Here is a 21,120-nt window from a genome sequence, read left to right on the forward strand (position 1 = left end):
GGATGTTTGAATCATGAGCCAGAACGTTTATCAATTTATCGATGTGCAGCGTGTAGATCCTGCGAAAAAGCCTATCAAAGTTCGTAAGATCGAGTTCGTTGAAATCTATGAACCGTTCACTAAACAACAGGCGACTGCACAAGCGGATCGCTGCTTAGATTGTGGCAACCCATATTGTGAATGGAAATGCCCAGTCCACAACTACATCCCTCAATGGTTAAAACTTGCCAATGAAGGTCGTATTCTTGAAGCGGTTGAACTATCGCATCAAACCAACAGCCTACCGGAAGTATGTGGGCGCGTTTGTCCTCAAGACCGCCTATGTGAAGGTTCATGCACGCTTAATGATGACTTTGGTGCCGTCACCATCGGTAACATAGAAAAGTACATTACCGACAAAGCGTTTGAAATGGGCTGGAAGCCAGATATGTCCAAGGTGGAGTGGACCGATAAAAAGGTCGCAATCATTGGAGCAGGCCCAGCTGGCTTGGCTGCCGCAGATATCCTAGTGCGCAATGGCGTTAAGCCCGTCGTGTTTGACCGCTACCCTGAAATTGGAGGCCTTCTGACCTTCGGCATTCCTTCATTCAAGCTTGAAAAAGGCGTGATGGAAAACCGCCGCCGTGTGTTCACTGAAATGGGCGTCGAGTTCCGCATGAACATGGAAGTAGGCAAAGATGTCCAAATGCAAGAGCTACTTGATGAATACGATGCTGTTTTCTTGGGCGTTGGCACCTATAAATACATGCGTGCAGGTCTAGATAATGAAGATGCGCCGGGTGTGTATGACGCGCTGCCATTTTTAGTTTCGAACACCTACAAAGTCATGGGTCTTGAGAGTAACCAACCCTTTATCGATATGGCAGGAAAGAAAGTCGTCGTACTGGGTGGTGGTGATACCGCAATGGACTGCGTTCGTACCTCAATTCGCCAAGGAGCCTCCAACGTAGTTTGTGCTTATCGTCGTGATGAGGCCAACATGCCAGGCTCTCGTCGCGAGGTAAAAAACGCAAAGGAAGAAGGCGTGAAGTTCATGTTCAACCTTCAGCCTTTGGGAGTTGAAGTGGATGCGTCAGGCAAAGTCTCGGGGGTCAAAGTGGTGAAAACCGCACTTGGTGAACCTGATGAAGCGGGTCGCCGACGTCCAGAGCCCGTTGAAGGCAGCGAGCACGTTCTACCAGCAGACGTTGTTATCATGGCGTTTGGTTTCCAGCCGCACAAAATGGACTGGTTAGCACCGTTTGATGTCGATTTGGATCAATGGGGTCGTATCAAAGCCCCAGCGAAGCAAGAGTTCCAGTTCCAGACCAGCAACGAAAAGATCTTCGCGGGTGGCGATGCGGTACGAGGTTCTGATCTTGTCGTAACCGCAATTGATGAAGGACGAAAAGCGGCAGAAGGCATTCTCGATTACCTCGAAGTTTAATCACTGTTAACGTCTCAAAAAGGATCCTACTATTGGATCCTTTTTTCTTTTATTACATATAATTAAATTCCTATGATAAGGGATAAAACCAATGAAAAAAGCCGCTCTCCTTTCCATTACTTTGCTCGGCTTAACCGCTTGTAGCCAAGGAGTCAAAACCATGACGGATCGTTCTCAATCACCTTGTGGTGACAAACCAAACTGCGTCTCCACCCAAGACACGCGAGAAAAATACAACCTAACGCCATTCATCTTAGTGGATTCAGCGAACATCGACGCTATTGAGCAAGTTGCGCTTGAACTGCCAGGCGCGAAAACCGCGGTGAAAGAAAGCAACTACCTTCGTATCGAGTGCACATCTAAAATCATGCGCTTCGTGGATGACCTCGAACTAAAAATAGCAGGAGACCAACTGATTGTGCGCTCGGAGTCTCGTGTGGGCTACTCTGACTTTGGCGTAAACAGAAAGCGCGCCGATCAATTACGAGAAAAGCTCACTCAAGCTAAGCTCATCAAATAGAAAACTGCCAACGGGGAGTGCTATACTCTCGGCCAACTAAAATATTTACCCAAAGAGAGTGTTATGAAAGTTGGTATCATCGGTGCGATGGAACAAGAAGTGACCATCCTGAAGCAAGCAATTACAAACTGCAAAACTGTAAATAAAGCAGGTTGTACGTTTTTCTCTGGTCAAATTAACGATGTTGAAGTCGTCGTACTACAATCGGGCATCGGTAAAGTTGCAGCGGCAGTGGGCACGACAATCCTTCTTGATGAATACCAACCAGACGTGGTGATTAACACAGGCTCTGCTGGCGGTTTCGATTCAAGCTTAAACCTTGGCGATGTAGTTATCTCTACAGAAGTTCGTCATCACGATGCAGACGTAACCGCTTTTGGTTATGAGATTGGCCAAATGGCCGGTCAACCAGCTGCATTCAAAGCGGATGACAAGCTAATGGACTTAGCCGAAAAAGCCCTATCACAAATGGAAAACACTCATGCGGTTCGCGGCCTAATTTGTACTGGCGATGCGTTTGTTTGTACTGCTGAGCGTCAAGAGTTTATTCGTAAACACTTCCCGTCAGTTATCGCTGTAGAAATGGAAGCATCTGCTATCGCTCAAACTTGTCATCAATTCAACACTCCGTTTGTTGTTGTGCGTGCAATCTCTGATGTCGCTGATAAAGAATCACCAATGAGCTTTGATGAGTTCCTGCCTCTAGCAGCAAAAAGCTCTTCCGAAATGGTATTCAAAATGCTGGAACTCATTAAGTAAACGACTCATTCATGGAAGAAGTTTTTCAGTCATTTTATGCCAACGGTGCGCTCCTCATTATGTGGGGTGCACTGATCTTGCACCTTTTAGTGCCAATCCCCCATTCAGCGCACCCCATCACTTTATGGCGAAAGCTAGCAGAGCAGCTAGCTAACAAAGTGAACAATAATCACAATTACTCACAGAGTGTAATCTCAGGCAGTCTTGCACTAGGCTTGATGCTGTTTCCTTGCTTGATATTACTGATTGCAGTAAAGCCATTTGTTTGGCAAATCCGTTTATATGAACTGGTTCTATTGATCCTTGCGCTAGACTGGCGCAACAGCGAAACGTTAACGAAACAGCTCGTCACAAGTATCTCTTCGGAAGACAAAGCTCAGTGTCGAGCATTACTGAGACCATATCTTAATCGCGATACTGGTAGCCTCTCGATCGTTGGCATAGGTAAAGCTGGCTCAGAAACCCTGATTATGGCATACAGCCGCAACGTGATCGGTGTGCTATTTTGGTACGCACTAACAGGTGGTATTGGTGCGTTAATGTATCGACTCACAACAGAATTAGCGCGAGTGTGGTCCCCTAGCCGACGCCAATATTTGCCCTTTGGTAAACCTGTGATTCAACTGGTTGCTACTCTGGATATTATTCCACTTCGTCTCTTTGCCATACTTTTAGCTGCCGGAAAGAATACAAGTAATGTGCTCTCTGGAATACAACAGCAAGCGAAGTCTTGGCCCTTACCAGGACCTAGCTGGGTGTTATGTACTATCGGACACAAACTACAACTGTCTTTATGCGGCCCTGCTATCTATCAAGGTGTGCGTGCAGAGCGCGCAAAAATCGGTGGGCGCATTGCGCCATCGGCTATTCACCTTTCACAAATACATACGCTGCTCGTTTGGCGCGTCCTGGCTTGGATCGCAATCCAAAGTTTGCTTTTAGGAATAATTTATCAAGGATTATGATGAATAAATTATGCTTCGCATTAACGCTGTTTGTTTCGACAGCGACCTTCGCTCAACCCGCTCAACGCATTATAAGTTTAGCTCCACATGCCACCGAAATTGCCTTTGCAGCAGGGCTAGGAGACCAGCTTGTTGCTGTCAGCGAAATGAGCGATTATCCAGAACAGGCAAAGCAGCTAGAAAGAGTCTCAAATTATCAAGGAATTAAATTAGAGCGCATTATTGCTCTTCAACCGGACTTAGTGATTGCTTGGCCAGCCGGAAACCCCGCTAAAGAGTTGGAGAAAATTAAACAGTTCGGTATTCCTATCTATTACTCCACTACAGGTTCATTAGAAGATATCGCCAATAATATCGAGCAACTCAGCCAATACAGCGAAACTCCACAAGTAGGAAAAAAGGCCGCTGAAGATTTTAGAACGCAGCTGAGTACACTAAAAGAACAGTACAACACGAACGAGAAAGTTCGTTACTTTTATCAGTTGAGTGAAAAGCCTATCATCACTGTCGCCGGAAAGAACTGGCCAAGTGAAGTCTTTACTTTTTGCGGTGGTGAGAACATTTTCGCCGCATCTAGCGCGCCTTATCCTCAAGTTAGCATCGAGCAAGTCATTACTCGCCAGCCAGAGGTTATTTTTACTTCTCGTCACGCAATGAGTAACGATGGTATGTGGGCTGAGTGGAGTAATGAGCTTCTTGCTCTTAAAAACAAACACATCTGGTCCCTAAACTCTGATTGGATTAACCGTCCGACACCACGCACATTGAACGCGATCAAGGAAGTGTGTGAGCACTTTAAAAGCGTTCGTCAAAAACGCTAACGATTTCGTGGCAAATACCGTACAATTTCCGCCCATTTTTTCTCACACTATTTAAAGGTACTAAGTAACATGGACTCCATGCTGCTTTATATGATCGATTTGTTCGGTACCGCTGTTTTCGCTATCTCTGGCGTATTACTGGCTGGCCGTTTAAAAATGGATCCATTCGGCGTTATCGTACTCGGCAGTGTGACTGCTATAGGTGGCGGAACAATCCGAGACATGGCGCTTGGTGCCACTCCCGTATTTTGGATAACAGATACGACTTACTTATGGGTGATATTTGTTACGTGTCTACTAACCATGCTTGTTATTCGAAGACCCAAGCGACTCTCATGGTGGGTATTACCCGTTTGTGATGCCATCGGTCTCGCTGTGTTTGTGGGAATAGGAGTAGAAAAGGCACTCGCCTACAATGCATCCGGGATGGTCGCGGTGATAATGGGGGTTATTACTGGCTGTGGCGGTGGCATTATACGAGACGTGCTGGCTCGCGAAGTTCCTATGGTATTAAGAAGTGAAGTCTATGCTACGGCATGTATTATTGGCGGCATCTTCCATACGATGGCGGTAAACATGGGTTATGACCACTCAACGGCTTTACTCGCTGGTGTAATCTCAACGCTCATTATACGTCTCGGTGCGATTCGTTGGCATCTATCCCTGCCAACTTTCGCCATTAACCGTTAAACACCAACAACATCACTCATCATGGAGTCGACCAAGTGTCGGCTCCTCTCATTTATGCTCATTTGATTCGCCAATTCTTGGGCAATTCGCTAAATTATCTCAACCATTCCTAACTTTCATTAATCATTATGTTGCTTGAAGGTATTGAAACGTTACTTGTCCTCAGTAAAGAAAAAACCATGAGCCGCACGGGCAGTCAACTCTATATTAGTCAATCTGCCGTGAGTAAACGTATTTCAAATCTAGAGAAGAAGTTAGGAAAAAAATTAATAGAGCCAAATGGTCGGCACATAAAGCTGACCTCCGATGGCCTTGCGCTCATCAACACGATCGAGCCAACGTTCAATGAGTTAAGAGGAAAAATCTACGATCAACAACAAATAGAAGATACTTCTTTGATCAAGATAGACTGCTCTGAAACCTTAGTCGCTGGATACCTCAGTATGATCATGGCAGAACACTTTGCCCATGATCAGTACATACGAATATCGACCAATCATACGCCACGCATTATTGAGAATGTGAAATCAGGCAAAGCAACATTGGGATTTTGTGCTGGCTATCTACCACCTCATCATGGATTAATGAGCCTTCACCTCGCCGATGAACCTTTCTCAATTGTCAGTCGACATTCACTTTCACAACTACCTAAAGCTATTTTGACCAATGACCTAACTAACCCTGCCAACACATATCAACAAGCTATTTTATCCAAACACGGAATCGAACCTTTGATGGAAATGGATTCGTATACTGCGGCAGCACAACTGGCTTTGGGAGGTATGGCTCCCGCTTTAATCCCTAAATCTATCCTAACGACACTTAATATCACATCTAAGTTCTGCTATGACTTTGAAGAGCTAGATCAGTTAGTTCGACCAATACATATCTGCTTACGTCACAGCACATATCGTAGCGAACGAGTTAAAGCACTGACAGAATCCATTGCTGATGTTGTTGCCAAAGAAGTTTCGTTGCCATGAGCATCGACATTACTATAACTAGAGGACGAATCCATTTTTGCCCTTTACTTACCACGACCTTCGCCCCTAACTGAGCACCAAGAAAACCGCCAACAGCCATAGTTAAGCCAAGCTTCCACACTGGCAACCCAGCTAAGATAAAAAAGAGTAGTGCCGCTATGTTTGACGTGAAATTGAGGATTTTGGTTCTAGCTGTGGCTTCGACCAAAGAAAAGTGACCTAGTGCAACAAAACAAACAGTAAAAATAGATCCAGTCCCAGGGCCAAAAAAGCCATCATAGAAGCCGATCCCACCACCAATGCATAGCGCAAACATCGCTTCAGATAACTTTGGTTCTCCATCGATTTTTCGCGTACTTGGCGCGAGTAAAAAATAGAGGGAAATGGCTATCAAAAGAACAGGGATCAAACTGGTGAGTACGCTAGCATCAATAAACTGCACAGCCTCGGCACCGATTGCAGCACCTATAAAAGTGCAGAGTATCGCAAAACGCATTTCCTTTAAGCTGACAATACCGTTACGCACGAAATACCAGCTAGCAGAGAAACTGCCAAACGAACTTTGTAACTTATTGGTTGCTAGAGCTTGAGTCGGACTCAACCCCGCAGCCAAAAGCGCAGGGAGCGTAATGAGCCCTCCCCCACCAGCCATAGCATCAATAAAGCCTGCGGCAGTCGCAACCAAAAATAAGGCCAACAAAATTTCAACCGTGATTTCCACTACACTTCCTTTTTGAAGAGGTATCAAAGAGGAAGAAACGGTAGCATTTATTCACAAAACTACCAATGGAAAGTCAAGACACCAATCTATTCCTAATTTTCATAGAATTAATGCTTAAACTTGACTCCAAACTTTTATATAAAATTTAGTTGTCAGAAAGAATTGAATCACTGTCACAAATCTATTCCTGATAATGAGATCAAACGCTTACCTTTAAATATAAAACTAGACGAATATGAAAGATCTGTTCAGCATGTAGAGTTTACATTGTCAGCGCTCAAGGCCCGATATCTGAGGAAAATACATGACTAGCAACTACCCTTTATCACGACATCAATCCTCAAAAAATAGTGGTAGTATAAGCACCTACCCACTTTATAAATCAAATCATCAACATCGAAATCAAGAAACCATTATCTTATCTATCGAGAGCTTCGATATCGTTGTCAAGAACAATGTAAAAGATAAAGCGAAATTAGAACGTTGGGAAAAGATAAAGGGAATGTTTGAAAATACAGCAAACTATTATGCTACAGGACAGGACTTAGTTTTTATAACCAACTTATCAAACTATTTGTACGGAAATAATAGCTCTGTTATCGTTAAAAATTATTCTGGAGCTCCACATATCATACTCACAGGCTCCCCTGCTATGCACTCAAAGCTTTCTGGATTAGGAAAATTTCTTCCCACTCCAACTGTGGCAAAGTTCGCTGTTGGACCAGAAGGGGCATTACAATCCATTAGAAGTGGGGGCATAATAACAATTATCTTAATATCCACATACAGAGTGATTGACTTTTTCCTCAATGACCGTCAAACCTTAGCCAAACTATTTGGTACTTTAGCTAGTGATATAATCACTATCGGGTTATCGTCAGCTGCAGCAGCTATATTTGTAAACTTTGCCGCAGCAGTGGGTGGCAGTGTTGTAACTTTAAGTGCTGGCCCATTATTAGGGGCTATTTTGATAAGCTCGGCTGTAGGTCTTTTATTGAATAGAGAAAATGATAAACGAGGTTTAACACAGAAGTTAATAGCCTCTATAGATATTTACTTAAAGCAAAGAGATATAGAAGCAAAGAGAAGAGCAAAAGAAGAATATAATGAGATTCAACGTAAAACTCAAAGTATGATTTTCTCGCAAGAAATACAGCGAGGTTTGTTACGATGAAAAAAGGGAGTTACGACCGAACGCAAGTGTTTTTTTATTTAATAATTTTATTAGCATCAGCAATATCACTGTTAATATATGGTTTTGATGGATTGTCAGACTTTTATCTTAACATCTATAATAATGAAAGTTATTCATCTTTTGATCAGGCTGATATTTTGATTATAGGCTCTAGTTTGATCTTATTTGAATGCTCTAGAATGTCCGTAAAAACATTAAAATCAAATAATTTCCTAACTAAAAGTGAGTTTAAAAGCTCTAGTAAGATATTCCTAACTATATCGGTAACTAGTTTTTTTCTTCTTTATCCCTCGCTACTAGCAGCAGATGTTTTTGCAAAAAGTAACGGATACTCTCTTGATACTGAAGAATCAACTTATAACTTAGTCTTAGAAAAAAGAACATATCGAAGCACTCCATAGTTAGTATGTCTTTAAGCTCGACACTGCTTATTTTAACTTTTTCTAATTACCTATCTGCTTAAAGAGTTATGGTCGGCTTAATACCTCAGTCCTACAGCATTAATTTTGTTGCAGCAAGTGGTAGTTCTATTGCTCATCTTTGGACACATTGCTTGCCATCATTAGCTTAATGATCTTCAAAAGCGAAGCATACCAATCGTTCCTAGCACACTTTAATGCTCTTCATTTTAGAAAAACCTCGATATAAAAAAGCCCGCTCAAATGAGCGGGCAATGAGGTTGTCATGTAAGCCCTGATTAATGAGCTTACTGATTTTTATCTGTTACGCGTCTAGACTCGCTTTCACTTTAGCGTGTAACTCTTGAACCGAAGTTACTGACGCTTTTGCGTCTGCAGTATGAGACATACATGTAGCGAACGCTGCATTCAGTGTCGTTGTGTAGTTCACTTTTTCTGCCAGTGCACCACGGCGTAGAACTTTCGAATCTTCAATCGCTTGACGACCAGCAGCCGTGTTTACGATATAGGTGTATTCGTTGTTCTTGATGCGGTCAAGAATGTGTGGACGACCTTCGTGTACTTTGTTTACCAAACGTGGGTTAATACCCGCTTCGCCCAGAATTACAGCAGTACCGTGTGTCGCATCCAACTGGTAACCCAGTTTCACTAACTTAGAAGCTAGGTCAACAACACGCTCTTTATCACCTTCACGTACAGACAGTAGCGCACGACCACCTTCAGGATAAACCGCACCACAACCTAGCTCTGCTTTCGCGTAAGCTTCTGCGAACGTTGCACCCACACCCATTACTTCACCTGTTGAGCGCATTTCAGGGCCCAATAGAGGGTCAACACCAGGGAATTTGTTGAACGGCAGAACCACTTCTTTCACTGAGTAGTAAGGAGGGATAATCTCTTTAGTAAAGCCTTGTGACTCTAGAGATTGACCCGCCATTACACGTGCAGCGATTTTCGCTAGAGGAGCGCCTGTCGCTTTCGATACGAATGGTACCGTACGAGCAGCACGAGGGTTCACTTCAATTAGATAAACGTCGTTGTCTTTCACAGCAAACTGCGTGTTCATCAAACCGCGTACACCGAGTTCGAATGCTAACTTCTCAACTTGCTCACGCATCTTGTCTTGAATTTCCTGACTTAGCGTGTATGCAGGCAGTGAACATGCAGAGTCACCAGAGTGAACACCCGCTTGTTCGATGTGCTCCATGATACCGCCGATAACGACGCGTTCACCGTCACAGATAGCATCAATATCAACTTCGGTTGCATCATCCAAGAAACGGTCTAGCAGAACTGGAGACTCGTTCGATACGCTTACTGCTTCGTTGAAGTAGCGACGCAGGTCTTGCTCATCGTATACGATTTCCATCGCACGACCACCGAGTACATAAGATGGACGAACAACTAATGGGAAGCCAATTTCTTTCGATTTCTCAACCGCTTGCTCCATCGTTGTTACTGTCGCGTTTTCTGGCTGAAGTAGACCTAAACGGTCAACAGCGGCTTGGAAGCGTTCACGGTCTTCCGCACGGTCGATAGCATCTGGGCTAGTACCAATGATTGGCACACCAGCCGCTTCTAGAGCACGAGCCAGTTTAAGTGGCGTTTGACCACCGTACTGAACAATCACACCTTTTGGTTTTTCAACGCGAGCGATAGACAGTACATCTTCCAGAGTTACTGGTTCGAAGTACAGACGATCAGACGTATCGTAGTCAGTAGATACCGTTTCTGGGTTACAGTTAACCATAATGGTTTCGTAACCGTCTTCACGCAGCGCAAGTGATGCATGAACACAACAGTAATCGAATTCGATACCTTGGCCGATACGGTTTGGACCGCCACCAAGAACCATGATCTTATCTTTGTCTGTTGGGTTTGCTTCACATTCTTCATCGTAAGATGAGTACATGTAAGCCGTGTCAGAAGAAAACTCTGCTGCACATGTATCCACACGTTTGTAAACCGGATGAATATCAAACTGCTCACGAGCACGGCGAATTTCACTTTCAGCGACACCAAGCAATTTAGACAAGCGAGCATCAGAGAAGCCTTTGCGTTTCATCTGACGAAGAACTTCTTTGGTCAAACCTGCGTAGCCGCCCGCCTTGACTTGTTCTTCGAGTTTTACAATTTCTTCGATTTGAACCAGGAACCAGCGGTCGATTTGAGTCAAGTTGAACACACCGTCGACTGACATACCCGCTCGGAATGCATCGGCGATGTACCAGATACGCTCTGCACCTGCTTCTTTAAGTTCGTGACGAATCTTAGTCAGTGCATCTGGCGCTTCCAGATCGACCATCTCATCAAAACCAGTTGCGCCAACTTCTAGGCCACGCAGTGCTTTGTGAAGAGATTCTTGTTGGTTACGACCAATCGCCATTACCTCACCAACCGATTTCATCTGAGTTGTCAGACGATCGTTTGCACCAGCAAATTTCTCGAAGTTAAAGCGAGGGATCTTAGTTACGACGTAGTCGATAGTTGGTTCAAATGACGCAGGTGTTGCACCACCTGTGATGTCGTTTTGTAGTTCGTCTAGCGTAAAGCCAACAGCCAGTTTCGCGGCAATTTTCGCGATTGGGAAGCCTGTTGCTTTTGATGCTAGCGCAGAAGAGCGAGATACACGCGGGTTCATCTCGATGATGACCATACGACCATCTTTCGGGTTGATACCAAACTGTACGTTTGAACCACCTGTTTCAACACCAATCTCACGTAGAACGGCTAGCGATGCATTACGCATAAGCTGGTATTCTTTGTCAGTCAGTGTTTGTGCTGGAGCAACCGTGATTGAGTCACCTGTATGGATGCCCATTGGGTCAAAGTTCTCGATTGAACATACGATGATACAGTTGTCCGCTTTGTCACGAACGACTTCCATTTCGTACTCTTTCCAACCGATGAGTGACTCATCGATAAGAAGTTCGTTGGTCGGAGATAAGTCCAGACCGCGACGACAGATTTCTTCGAACTCTTCTTTGTTGTACGCGATACCACCACCAGTGCCACCCATGGTGAACGATGGACGAATGATACAAGGGAAGCCAACCATATCTAAAACTTTGTAAGCTTCTTCCATGCTCTTCGCTGTATCTGCGCGAGGACACTCAAGGCCGATAGACTTCATCGCTTTATCAAAACGAGAACGGTCTTCCGCTTTGTCGATTGCATCAGCCGTTGCACCAATCATCTCTACGCCAAACTCTGCGAGAACGCCGTGCTTCTCTAAATCTAACGCACAGTTAAGTGCTGTCTGACCACCCATAGTTGGCAGAACTGCATCAGGACGTTCTTTCTCGATGATCTTGCGTACAACTTCCCACTGAATCGGCTCAATGTAAGTCGCATCTGCCATCTCTGGGTCAGTCATGATGGTTGCTGGGTTAGAGTTAACCAGGATAACTCGGTAGCCTTCTTCGCGAAGAGCTTTACACGCTTGTGCGCCAGAGTAGTCAAACTCACATGCCTGACCGATAACAATCGGACCAGCACCAAGAATTAGAATACTTTGAATGTCAGTACGTTTTGGCATTATCTACTACTCCGAATTAAGCGCTGTGTTTTTTGATTAGTTCGATAAAGTGGTCAAATAGCGGTGCCGCGTCATGTGGACCTGGGCTCGCTTCTGGGTGACCTTGGAAGCTAAATGCTGGCTTGTCTGTGCGGTGGATACCTTGCAAAGAGCCATCAAATAGCGATACGTGAGTAGCACGTAAGTTTTCCGGTAATGTTGCTTCATCTGCCGCAAAGCCGTGGTTTTGCGAAGTGATCATCACAACGTTACGCTCTAAATCTTTTACTGGGTGGTTTGCACCGTGGTGACCAAACTTCATTTTCACCGTTTGCGCACCTGATGCTAGCGCCAGAATTTGGTGACCTAGACAAATACCAAAAATTGGCAAGCCTTTTTCTAGGAACACTTTGGTTGCTTCAATCGCGTAAGTACATGGTTCTGGGTCACCAGGGCCGTTCGATAAGAATACGCCATCTGGATTTAGTGCCAGAACTTCTTCCGCTGACGTTTCTGCAGGTACAACCGTTAAGCGGCAGCCGCGGTCAACCAACATTCGTAAGATGTTGCGTTTTGCGCCGAAGTCGTAAGCGACAACGTGGTATGGCAGCTCGCTGTCATCTTTCGCCTCTGGAAGTCCACCTTCAAGCGTCCACGAACCTTGCTTCCATTGATACGCTTCTTTTGTTGTAACTTCTTTCGCAAGGTCCATTCCTTTTAAGCCTGGGAATTCTTTTGCTTTCGCTAGTGCCAAAGCTTCGTCTAGGTTGTTGCCCGCAACAATACAGCCGTTTTGAGCACCTTTTTCACGCAGGATACGAGTGAGCTTACGAGTATCGATATCAGCGATGCCAACGATATTTTGCGACTTAAGATAATCAGAGAGGGATTGTTCGTTACGGAAGTTAGAAGCGATTAGAGGAAGATCGCGAATCACAAGGCCTTGTGCATGAATGGAAGAGGATTCTTCATCTTCGGAAGTGGTTCCGGTATTGCCAATGTGAGGATAAGTGAGAGTGACGATTTGCTGAGAATAGGAAGGATCAGTGAGGATTTCTTGATACCCCGTCATCGAGGTATTAAAAACGACTTCACCAACGGAAAGACCATCTGCCCCTATGGACACTCCGCGGAACACTGTCCCATCTTCTAGGACCAACAGTGCTAATTTACCCAAGACAACCTCCAGAATAAAAATGCAAAAAAAATAAATCAAACTGCAAACATGCCTTCCTTTACCTATAAAATCTACATAAATAGGTATTTCAGACAAATTGGCGGTATTCTAAAGTTGGACTCGAAACCTGTCAACCTACAATCAAAAATAAATGATTAATTTCTAGCGAGTAAGGTCATTTTGAATCAGTAAGGCCCAAAAAGATAACTTTTACATGCTATTACATAGAGAGGCATAGAGGTTTAATGAATTTTACAAATTTGAACTTTTTAGAGATCACAAAAAAGTATGAGTTTTTCACGCAAACGTTCACCCAACAAAAAAGACATTGGTTTTTAGACATCAAAACCCAAAACACCCACAAAACAACCAAAATAACAACAAAAGTAAGCACCAAAATACTTTCTGTTAGAATCATTTCATTTACAAATAATTCTATAGATATAAAAAAGCCGGCTACCGCCGGCGAATAATTATGTATTTAGAGTTCATTCAATCCCAAAACATCTGTCATGGTATAAAAGCCCGCTGGTTTGGCACTCAGCCAAACAGCGGCCTTGACGGCGCCATTAGCAAACGTCATACGATCGGTCGCTTTGTGCGTTATCTCCACTCGTTCCCCGATATCAGCAAACATGGCTGTGTGCTCACCGACAATATCGCCAGCGCGAATTGTAGCAAAGCCGATCTCATCTTTAGTACGTTCACCTGTGATACCTTCTCGCGCATAGACAGCTACATCATTCAGCTTGTTGCCCATCGCACCAGCAATGGCTTCGCCCATCCCGATAGCGGTACCAGAAGGAGCATCAACTTTATGACGATGATGTGCTTCGACAATCTCAACATCACAGTAGCCGCCCATCACTTTGGCTGCTTTCTCAAGAAGCTTAAATACTAGGTTCACACCAACAGAGTAGTTAGGAGCCATGACAACAGGCACTTGCTTAGAGGCTTCGTCAATCAGTTCACGCTCTGCATCACTGAAACCAGTCGTCCCAATCACAATACTCTTTCCATGCTTCTTACACAGTTCAAGATTCGCCAACGTACTTACTGGGGCAGTAAAATCGATGATTACATCAAAATTATCGACGTCTTTAGCAAGATCATCCGTTAAGAACACATCGAATTTGCCTTCACCACAAAGTTCACCGATATCGACACCGACAAGTGAGGACTCAGGTCGTTCTGATCCCGCGCTCACTGTCGCCTCTGGATTAAGGTGTGAAGCTTTAACCAAATTACGGCCCATTCGGCCTGCTGCTCCTGCGATTGCAATACGAACCATTGCGCTTTCTCTCCTTCTCTGGATAACGAGGTTTGCTCTCGTTCTCTCGTTTCGCTTAATCTGTTTAAACTAACAACATACCGTGGTTACCACAAGCAAGTTCATCAGGCTTAAGCGAACTCTTTTACGACACGCTCCAAGATAGGCACGTTCGCTTCAGGAAAGGCATAGTTACCCAATTCTCTTATCTCAACCCAGCGACCTTCTTGACCTTCTCGGCCGTAAGGCTCATTACTGAACTTAGATACCGTAATAAAATCAAACTTAAGTGATTTGTCTGGATAGTCATATTCCAAATGCTCGAAAAGGGCTTGCTCAGTAACTTCAATTCCTACCTCTTCTTCAAGTTCTCTTGCTAGAGCATGTTCAATACTTTCTCCTGACTCGACTTTCCCGCCGGGAAACTCCCAAAACCCGCCTTTATGCTTGTCGTCTGGACGCTTTGTAATAAAAATTTTTGATTTGTCTTGGTTAAAAATAATAGCCGCGACTATGTGAATTCTTTTCATAGGGGTTCCTAACTCTCAAGCCGTTACACTTCAACGGTCTTTGGATCTCTAAAACTATCCGATGCTATCAAAACTTATGAAATTCGACAGCCACAGAATTTGCTTAAAAAAAGAGCCGCCTAGGCGACTCTTTAAAAAATTATCTGACTAATACGTTAGTCGATTTTGCCGTGGCACTGTTTATACTTCTTACCACTACCACAAGGGCAAGGCTCATTGCGACCTACTTTACGTTCATCACGTACCATTGGCTGACTTGAACCTTCTTCAGATTCTTCACCTTCAGAAAGCGGATTTTGTGCTGCTGCGTGTTGCGCTTGAGCACGACGAGCGGCCTCTTCAGCTTGCGCACGACGTTGCTCTTCCATACGTTCAACTTCTTCTTGTTGCTGAACTCGAACGCGAGATAGAACAGTAATCACATCGGTTTTCAGCGCTTCTAGTAGACCTTCAAACAGCTCAAACGATTCACGCTTGTATTCCTGTTTCGGGTTCTTCTGCGCATAGCCGCGTAAGTGAATACCCTGACGCAAGTGATCCATTGCTGCCAAGTGCTCTTTCCAAAGCGTATCCAACGTTTGAAGCATAACCGATTTCTCGAAGTTACGAAGTACTTGCGCACCCACCACTTCCTCTTTCTCTTTGTACACTTCAACGGCTAGATTGATGATCTTCTCGCGTAGCGCCTCTTCGTAAAGCTTATCGTCTTCTTCAAGCCATTGCTTCACTGGCGCATCAAGATCGAAGTCTGCTTTCAAGCGCTCTTGTAGACCTTCAACGTCCCACATATCTTCTAGTGATTGTGGCGGGATGTACTCATCAATAACCGCTGTTAGCACATCTTCGCGGTTTTGCTCGATCATACCGCTGATGTCTTCAACGTTCATCAATTCGTCGCGCAGCTCGTAGACAACCTTACGCTGATCGTTCGCCACATCATCGTATTCTAGTAGCTGCTTACGGATATCAAAGTTACGACCTTCCACTTTGCGCTGTGCTTTTTCAATTGAGCGAGAAAGCATTTTCGATTCAATTGCTTCACCTTCTTCCATACCACTTTGGATAAGGCTCGCCATACGATCAGAAGTGAAAATACGTAACAAAGAGTCTTCCATAGATAGGTAGAAGCGAGATGAACCTGCATCTCCTTGACGACCAGAACGACCACGTAGCTGGTTATCAATACGGCGAGATTCGTGGCGCTCAGTACCAATGATGTGTAGACCACCAGCATCTAGTACTTGATCATGTACCACTTTCCACTCAGCTTTAATCGCATCGATTTGTTCTTGAGTTGGGTTCTCCAAAGCTTCCACTTTTGATTGCCAACTACCGCCAAGCACAATGTCCGTACCACGACCGGCCATGTTGGTCGCGATAGTTACCGCACCAGGCATACCCGCTTCAGCAACAATTTCCGCTTCCTTTTCATGGAATTTCGCATTCAATACGTTGTGTTTGATCTTCGCTTTCTTCAATGCGTTAGAAAGAAGTTCTGATTTTTCAATCGATACTGTACCAACCAATGTTGGCTGACCTTTCGCAACGCGCTCTTTGATATCTTCAATGATTGCAGCAAACTTCTCAGCTTCGGTACGGTACACCACATCCGGCATATCGTTACGAATCATTGGTTTGTTGGTTGGGATAACCACCGTTTCCAAGCCATAAATAGATTGGAACTCAAACGCTTCAGTATCCGCAGTACCTGTCATACCAGACAGTTTTTCGTATAAGCGGAAGTAGTTCTGGAAGGTAATCGAAGCCAAAGTTTGGTTTTCGTTTTGAATCTTAACGCCTTCTTTCGCTTCTACTGCTTGGTGAAGACCTTCAGACCAACGACGACCTGGCATTGTACGACCAGTATGTTCATCAACAATTACTACTTCACCTTCGTCAGTAACGATGTAATCAACGTTGCGCTCAAACAACACATGAGCACGCAAAGCGGCATTCACGTGATGTAACATGCTGATGTTAGTCGGAGAGTAAAGTGTGTCACCCTCTTCCATAAGACCATTTTTCACCAACAGTTCTTCAACGTACTCTTGGCCCGTTTCTGTGAGGTATACTTGCTTTGATTTCTCATCAACAGTGTAGTGACCATCACCACGATATTCTTCAGAGTCTTCTTTGTCTTGCTTTTTAAGATGCGGGATCAAAAGGTTGATTCGGGTGTATAGCTCAGAGCTATCTTCAGCAGGACCAGAAATGATTAAAGGGGTACGAGCTTCATCAATTAGGATTGAGTCCACCTCATCGACAACTGCAAAGAAGCGTTCACGTTGTACGCGATCTTCGCTACGGAAAGCCATATTGTCACGAAGGTAATCAAAACCAAATTCATTGTTCGTTCCGTACAAGATATCAGCTTGGTACGCTTCTTTTTTCTCTTGAGGAGGCATGTTTGGCACGTTTACGCCAACAGTCATACCTAAAAATTCAAATAGAGGGCGGTTTGTCTCTGCATCACGTTTAGCTAGATAATCGTTCACTGTTACAATGTGAACGCCTTTACCAGCCAGGGCATTTAGGTAAGCAGGAAGCGTTGCCGTCAGCGTTTTACCTTCACCCGTACGCATTTCAGCGATTTGACCCGCATTTAGAACCATACCGCCGATAAGCTGGACGTCGAAGTGGCGCATACCGTAGACACGCTTAGATGCTTCACGAACCGTAGCAAAAGCTTCTGGAAGTAGTTTATCAAGAGTTTCACCTTTCTCTAGGCGCTCACGGAATTCAACCGTCTTTGCTTTTAACTCTTCATCACTTAGAGCCTCGAATGTTGGCTCATAGTTATTAATTTCTTTTACAATTTTTCTAAGGCGGCGCAGTGTTCGGTCGTTGCGACTGCCAATCACTTTTGTCAGTAGCTTAGTTATCATTTTTCGTGAATCTCTCTTTATTCAGACCGTTCCCGATCTACTCATAATGCCTTCAGTCTCTGCCAGTTTGGAACTAAGAATACTGAGATAAATCATTTATCAAAGATATTGAGTTCAAACATCCATATTTCAAGGCTAAGTTTTGAAACAATGTGGCTTAGTGTAAGGATTTTTAATCGATACAACCATAAATAGACGTATTTGTTTGAAGCACTCTGAAGTTTTTACTTAAAGTGGTGACTGATTAGCCGATATTGCATACCGCAATATGTGTAATCCATCCAGAGCAAACTTTGCTTTTTACCTTGCTACATTGTAAAACTGAATCTAAAGACGTTAATGTAAACTATACCTTGATAGAAAGCTGCTCTAGAATAGCTATATCTCAACAAAATTAGATTTTACCTATGCGTGATCACCGTCCAACCTCGACTGAAGATGTTATTGCTGAGTCACAGTTCAAGCAGATTCAAGAACATGCTGGAGAAATCTTACAGCTTAACCAAGCTTTGCAAGAGGTCTTACCCACGGGGACGGCCGATCATTGCCGAGTAGCGAATGTTCGTAACGGCCATCTATTGATCGATGTCTCTAGTGCCGCGATCAAAATGAAGATCGATTACGATCGCCTCATGATCCTAAATAAACTTCGTACTCAAGGCTTTGCCAAGCTGATGAGCGTTGAAGTGAGGATCAATCCTTCACTATATCGAAACCTCTTTCAACAAGACGACAGACCTAAGCGTCCACCACTAACCGAATCTGCAGCAAAGTCATTAATGACGATTGCCGACATGGCGCCACCGAAAATTCAAGAGCGTTTAAAACGATTAGCCGATATGGCAGAAAAGGAAGATCGTAAGTGAACGTTATTTCAATATGCTGAAAGCTTGAATGTTATTGATAAATCCAGGATTAAAGCCAAATAGCAAAAAACCAGGCATAAGCCTGGTTTTTTATTAATTCTAATGCCAAGTATTTACGCAAGCACCATATTTGGTTCTGCGAATGCTACTGGTGAGCCGACTTCTTCTTCGAATGTAGTCCACTCCCACGCTTCCTGATCTGCAAGAACAGCACGTAACAGTTGGTTATTTAAACCGTGGCCAGATTTAAAGGCACGGAATTCACCAATGATTGGGTGGCCACACATGTAAAGGTCACCAATCGCATCCAACACTTTGTGAGTCACAAACTCATTTTCAAAGCGTAGACCTTCTTCATTAAGAATACGGTAATCATCCAAAACGATAGCATTGTCAAAACTACCACCCAAAACTAGGTTTTGAGATTGTAGATATTCGATATCACGCATAAAGCCAAACGTACGTGCTCGAGAAATCTCACGAACAAAGCCTTTTGACGAGAAATCAAACAGCAAACGTTGCTCGTCTGATTCAATCGCTGGGTGATTAAACTCAATTTCGAAGTCCATACGGAAGCCGTTAAATGGTACAAATTCTGCCCATTTATCACCATCTTCAAAACGAACTGGCTTTTTGATGCGGATGAAGCGTTTTGGCGCATTTTGCGTTTCGATACCTGCTTGTTGTAGCAAGTATACAAATGGGCTTGCACTACCATCCATGATCGGAATTTCAGGTGCGTCTACTTCGACAACAATGTTATCGATGCCCATACCAGCAAGTGCCGCATTCAAGTGCTCAACAGTTGAAATACGCACACCTTCATCGTTTACCAATGCAGTACAAAGCATGGTGTCACGAACCGAAGCTGGATCAGCTGGAAAATCTACAGGTGGATTTACATCTGTACGACGGTAAATGATACCTGTATTTGCAGCAGCCGGGCGCAGAGTAAGTGTGACTTTACGACCAGAGTGGAGACCCACACCAGTTGTTTTCACTATTTCTTTCAGAGTACGTTGTCTGATCATCTGCTTGCCTCTCAAAAATTTGCTACAAAACACGGCCGTCTGTAACGTCGACCGTGAATGCTACCATAATTTTGAGCCATGTCAAATTTATGGGTTAAAGATTAATCAGCCTGACGACGCAAAAATGCCGGTATATCTAAATAACCACTTTCCTTTTCTTGCTTTGGAGCCGCAGAACTTTGGCTCGACGAAGCTGGAGAAGAAGGAGCAGTGTTTGTCGGCTGAGGAGTTACCTGTGGCTTCTCTTGCACTTGATTATTTTGCAAGGTCTGTGCTGGTTTTTCTTCAGCTTGCGTTGCCGCTGCTTGTTGCTGTGGTTGAGCTTGCGGCGTCGGTGCCACTTTAGCTTTACCACCCGCAACTAGCGTGATATCTGGCTTTTTCTCATTACCAATACCTGTCGCTACAACTGTTACGCGGATTTCGTCAGTCATATCAGGGTCTAGAGAAGTACCGATAACAACAGTCGCATTGTCAGAAGCGAATGCCTTCACTGTATTACCAACCGTCTCAAACTCGTCAAGACGCATATCCAGACCAGCAGTAATATTGACAAGAACACCACGAGCGCCCGCTAGATCGATGTCTTCCAGAAGTGGGCTAGAAATTGCCATTTCAGCCGCTTCTTCAGCACGGTCTTCACCTTTGGCGATGCCGCTACCCATCATTGCGTGACCCATTTCAGACATTACAGTTCTTACGTCCGCAAAGTCGACGTTGATCATGCCAGGGCGAGTAATTAGCTCAGCAATACCTTGAACGGCATTCTTAAGAACATCGTTAGCGCTTGCAAAAGCTTCTAGTAGTGTTACACCACGACCAAGTACTTTAAGTAGCTTTTCGTTTGGAATCGTGATCAAAGAGTCAACATGCTTAGACAGCTCATCGATACCTTGCTCAGCAAATGCCAAACGCTTTTTACCTTCAAAACTAAATGGTTTAGTTACTACCGCTACTGTTAGAATGCCAAGCTCTTTAGCCACTTCAGCAATAACAGGCGCTGCACCAGTACCGGTACCGCCACCCATACCAGCTGCGATAAACACCATATCGGCGCCAGTCAGGGAATCTTTAATTCGATCTCTGTCTTCGAGAGCTGCGTCACGGCCAACCTGTGGATTAGCACCTGCACCCAGACCTTTAGTGATATCACCACCGATCTGAATAACATTGCCAACGCTTGTCTTACGAAGTGCTTGCGCATCAGTGTTGACGCTGATGAATTCCACACCTTCGATGGATTCACGCACCATGTGTTCAACGGCGTTACCACCGCCGCCACCAACCCCAACGACCTTGATTACTGCATCGTCAGACATTTCCATCATCGGTTCAAACATGTGTT

Annotated in this window: 18 protein-coding genes; 10 read left to right on the top strand and 8 right to left on the bottom strand. The window is 44.3% G+C overall.

Features of this window, described 5'->3' with window-relative positions; translation table 11 throughout:
• Positions 1-13: 13 nt before the first annotated feature.
• From R7Q09_RS18995 to R7Q09_RS19025, 7 genes are all read left to right on the top strand, one after another.
• Positions 14-1,426, top strand: coding sequence for an FAD-dependent oxidoreductase (locus tag R7Q09_RS18995; RefSeq protein ID WP_053304346.1), 1,413 nt, complete (start codon positions 14-16; stop codon positions 1,424-1,426).
• Positions 1,427-1,517: 91 nt separating this feature from the next.
• Positions 1,518-1,946 carry a DUF1499 domain-containing protein gene (locus tag R7Q09_RS19000; RefSeq protein ID WP_017633627.1) on the top strand — a complete coding sequence of 143 codons (429 nt, stop codon included), beginning with the start codon at positions 1,518-1,520 and terminating at the stop codon, positions 1,944-1,946.
• Between the two features lie 63 nt (positions 1,947-2,009).
• Complete coding sequence (gene mtnN, locus R7Q09_RS19005) at positions 2,010-2,705, top strand: 5'-methylthioadenosine/S-adenosylhomocysteine nucleosidase (RefSeq protein ID WP_054578511.1); 696 nt, start codon at positions 2,010-2,012, stop codon at positions 2,703-2,705.
• A gap of 11 nt (positions 2,706-2,716) precedes the next feature.
• Positions 2,717-3,670, top strand: coding sequence for a cobalamin biosynthesis family protein (locus R7Q09_RS19010; protein WP_258482082.1), 954 nt, complete (start codon positions 2,717-2,719; stop codon positions 3,668-3,670).
• A complete protein-coding gene (btuF, locus tag R7Q09_RS19015; RefSeq protein WP_318070472.1) occupies positions 3,670-4,491 on the top strand; it encodes a vitamin B12 ABC transporter substrate-binding protein BtuF in 822 nt (273 codons plus the stop codon). Before R7Q09_RS19010 ends, btuF begins: the two co-directional genes overlap by 1 nt.
• A gap of 69 nt (positions 4,492-4,560) precedes the next feature.
• Positions 4,561-5,181 (top strand): TRIC cation channel family protein, encoded by a 621-nt coding sequence (locus R7Q09_RS19020; RefSeq protein WP_005387377.1) that lies wholly within the window; start codon positions 4,561-4,563, stop codon positions 5,179-5,181.
• A gap of 128 nt (positions 5,182-5,309) precedes the next feature.
• Complete coding sequence (locus tag R7Q09_RS19025) at positions 5,310-6,164, top strand: LysR family transcriptional regulator (protein WP_064368983.1); 855 nt, start codon at positions 5,310-5,312, stop codon at positions 6,162-6,164.
• Here the strand turns inward: R7Q09_RS19025 and R7Q09_RS19030 are convergent.
• Positions 6,106-6,885: a TSUP family transporter gene (locus R7Q09_RS19030; RefSeq protein WP_017821480.1), complete on the bottom strand. Its 780-nt coding sequence runs from the start codon at positions 6,883-6,885 to the stop codon at positions 6,106-6,108. The genes R7Q09_RS19025 and R7Q09_RS19030 overlap by 59 nt on opposite strands.
• 304 nt (positions 6,886-7,189) lie before the next feature.
• Here R7Q09_RS19030 and R7Q09_RS19035 point away from each other — a divergent pair, with 304 nt between their 5' ends.
• A complete protein-coding gene (locus R7Q09_RS19035) occupies positions 7,190-8,059 on the top strand; it encodes a hypothetical protein (RefSeq protein WP_017633622.1) in 870 nt (289 codons plus the stop codon).
• The gene (locus R7Q09_RS19040; RefSeq protein ID WP_017633621.1) at positions 8,056-8,481 is read left to right on the top strand and encodes a hypothetical protein; all 426 of its coding nucleotides are present in this window, start codon (positions 8,056-8,058) and stop codon (positions 8,479-8,481) included. Before R7Q09_RS19035 ends, R7Q09_RS19040 begins: the two co-directional genes overlap by 4 nt.
• Before the next feature lie 322 nt (positions 8,482-8,803).
• On the opposite strand, the gene carB is transcribed toward R7Q09_RS19040, so the two are convergent.
• The 5 genes from carB to secA all read right to left on the bottom strand — a co-directional run bounded on the left by carB (position 8,804) and on the right by secA (position 17,878).
• A complete protein-coding gene (gene carB, locus R7Q09_RS19045) occupies positions 8,804-12,037 on the bottom strand; it encodes a carbamoyl-phosphate synthase large subunit (protein ID WP_005381854.1) in 3,234 nt (1,077 codons plus the stop codon).
• Positions 12,038-12,053: 16 nt separating this feature from the next.
• The gene (gene carA / locus R7Q09_RS19050) at positions 12,054-13,193 is read right to left on the bottom strand and encodes a glutamine-hydrolyzing carbamoyl-phosphate synthase small subunit (protein ID WP_017821483.1); all 1,140 of its coding nucleotides are present in this window, start codon (positions 13,191-13,193) and stop codon (positions 12,054-12,056) included.
• Between the two features lie 481 nt (positions 13,194-13,674).
• Positions 13,675-14,484, bottom strand: a complete 810-nt coding sequence (gene dapB, locus R7Q09_RS19055; protein ID WP_213960833.1) for a 4-hydroxy-tetrahydrodipicolinate reductase — start codon at positions 14,482-14,484, stop codon at positions 13,675-13,677.
• Between the two features lie 110 nt (positions 14,485-14,594).
• The gene (gene mutT / locus R7Q09_RS19060; RefSeq protein ID WP_005387387.1) at positions 14,595-14,993 is read right to left on the bottom strand and encodes an 8-oxo-dGTP diphosphatase MutT; all 399 of its coding nucleotides are present in this window, start codon (positions 14,991-14,993) and stop codon (positions 14,595-14,597) included.
• A 155-nt stretch (positions 14,994-15,148) separates the two neighbouring features.
• The gene (secA, locus tag R7Q09_RS19065) at positions 15,149-17,878 is read right to left on the bottom strand and encodes a preprotein translocase subunit SecA (RefSeq protein ID WP_005387389.1); all 2,730 of its coding nucleotides are present in this window, start codon (positions 17,876-17,878) and stop codon (positions 15,149-15,151) included.
• A gap of 407 nt (positions 17,879-18,285) precedes the next feature.
• On the opposite strand from secA, the gene R7Q09_RS19070 reads away from it, so the two are divergent.
• Complete coding sequence (locus R7Q09_RS19070; protein ID WP_213960832.1) at positions 18,286-18,744, top strand: DUF721 domain-containing protein; 459 nt, start codon at positions 18,286-18,288, stop codon at positions 18,742-18,744.
• 113 nt (positions 18,745-18,857) lie between these two features.
• On the opposite strand, the gene lpxC is transcribed toward R7Q09_RS19070, so the two are convergent.
• Both lpxC and ftsZ read right to left on the bottom strand, forming a co-directional pair.
• Positions 18,858-19,775 carry a UDP-3-O-acyl-N-acetylglucosamine deacetylase gene (gene lpxC / locus R7Q09_RS19075; RefSeq protein WP_005381871.1) on the bottom strand — a complete coding sequence of 306 codons (918 nt, stop codon included), beginning with the start codon at positions 19,773-19,775 and terminating at the stop codon, positions 18,858-18,860.
• A gap of 101 nt (positions 19,776-19,876) precedes the next feature.
• The gene (gene ftsZ / locus R7Q09_RS19080; RefSeq protein WP_017633617.1) at positions 19,877-21,115 is read right to left on the bottom strand and encodes a cell division protein FtsZ; all 1,239 of its coding nucleotides are present in this window, start codon (positions 21,113-21,115) and stop codon (positions 19,877-19,879) included.
• Positions 21,116-21,120 lie beyond the last annotated feature (5 nt).

The sequence above is a fragment of the Vibrio sp. 2130-1 genome, assembly GCF_033339515.1.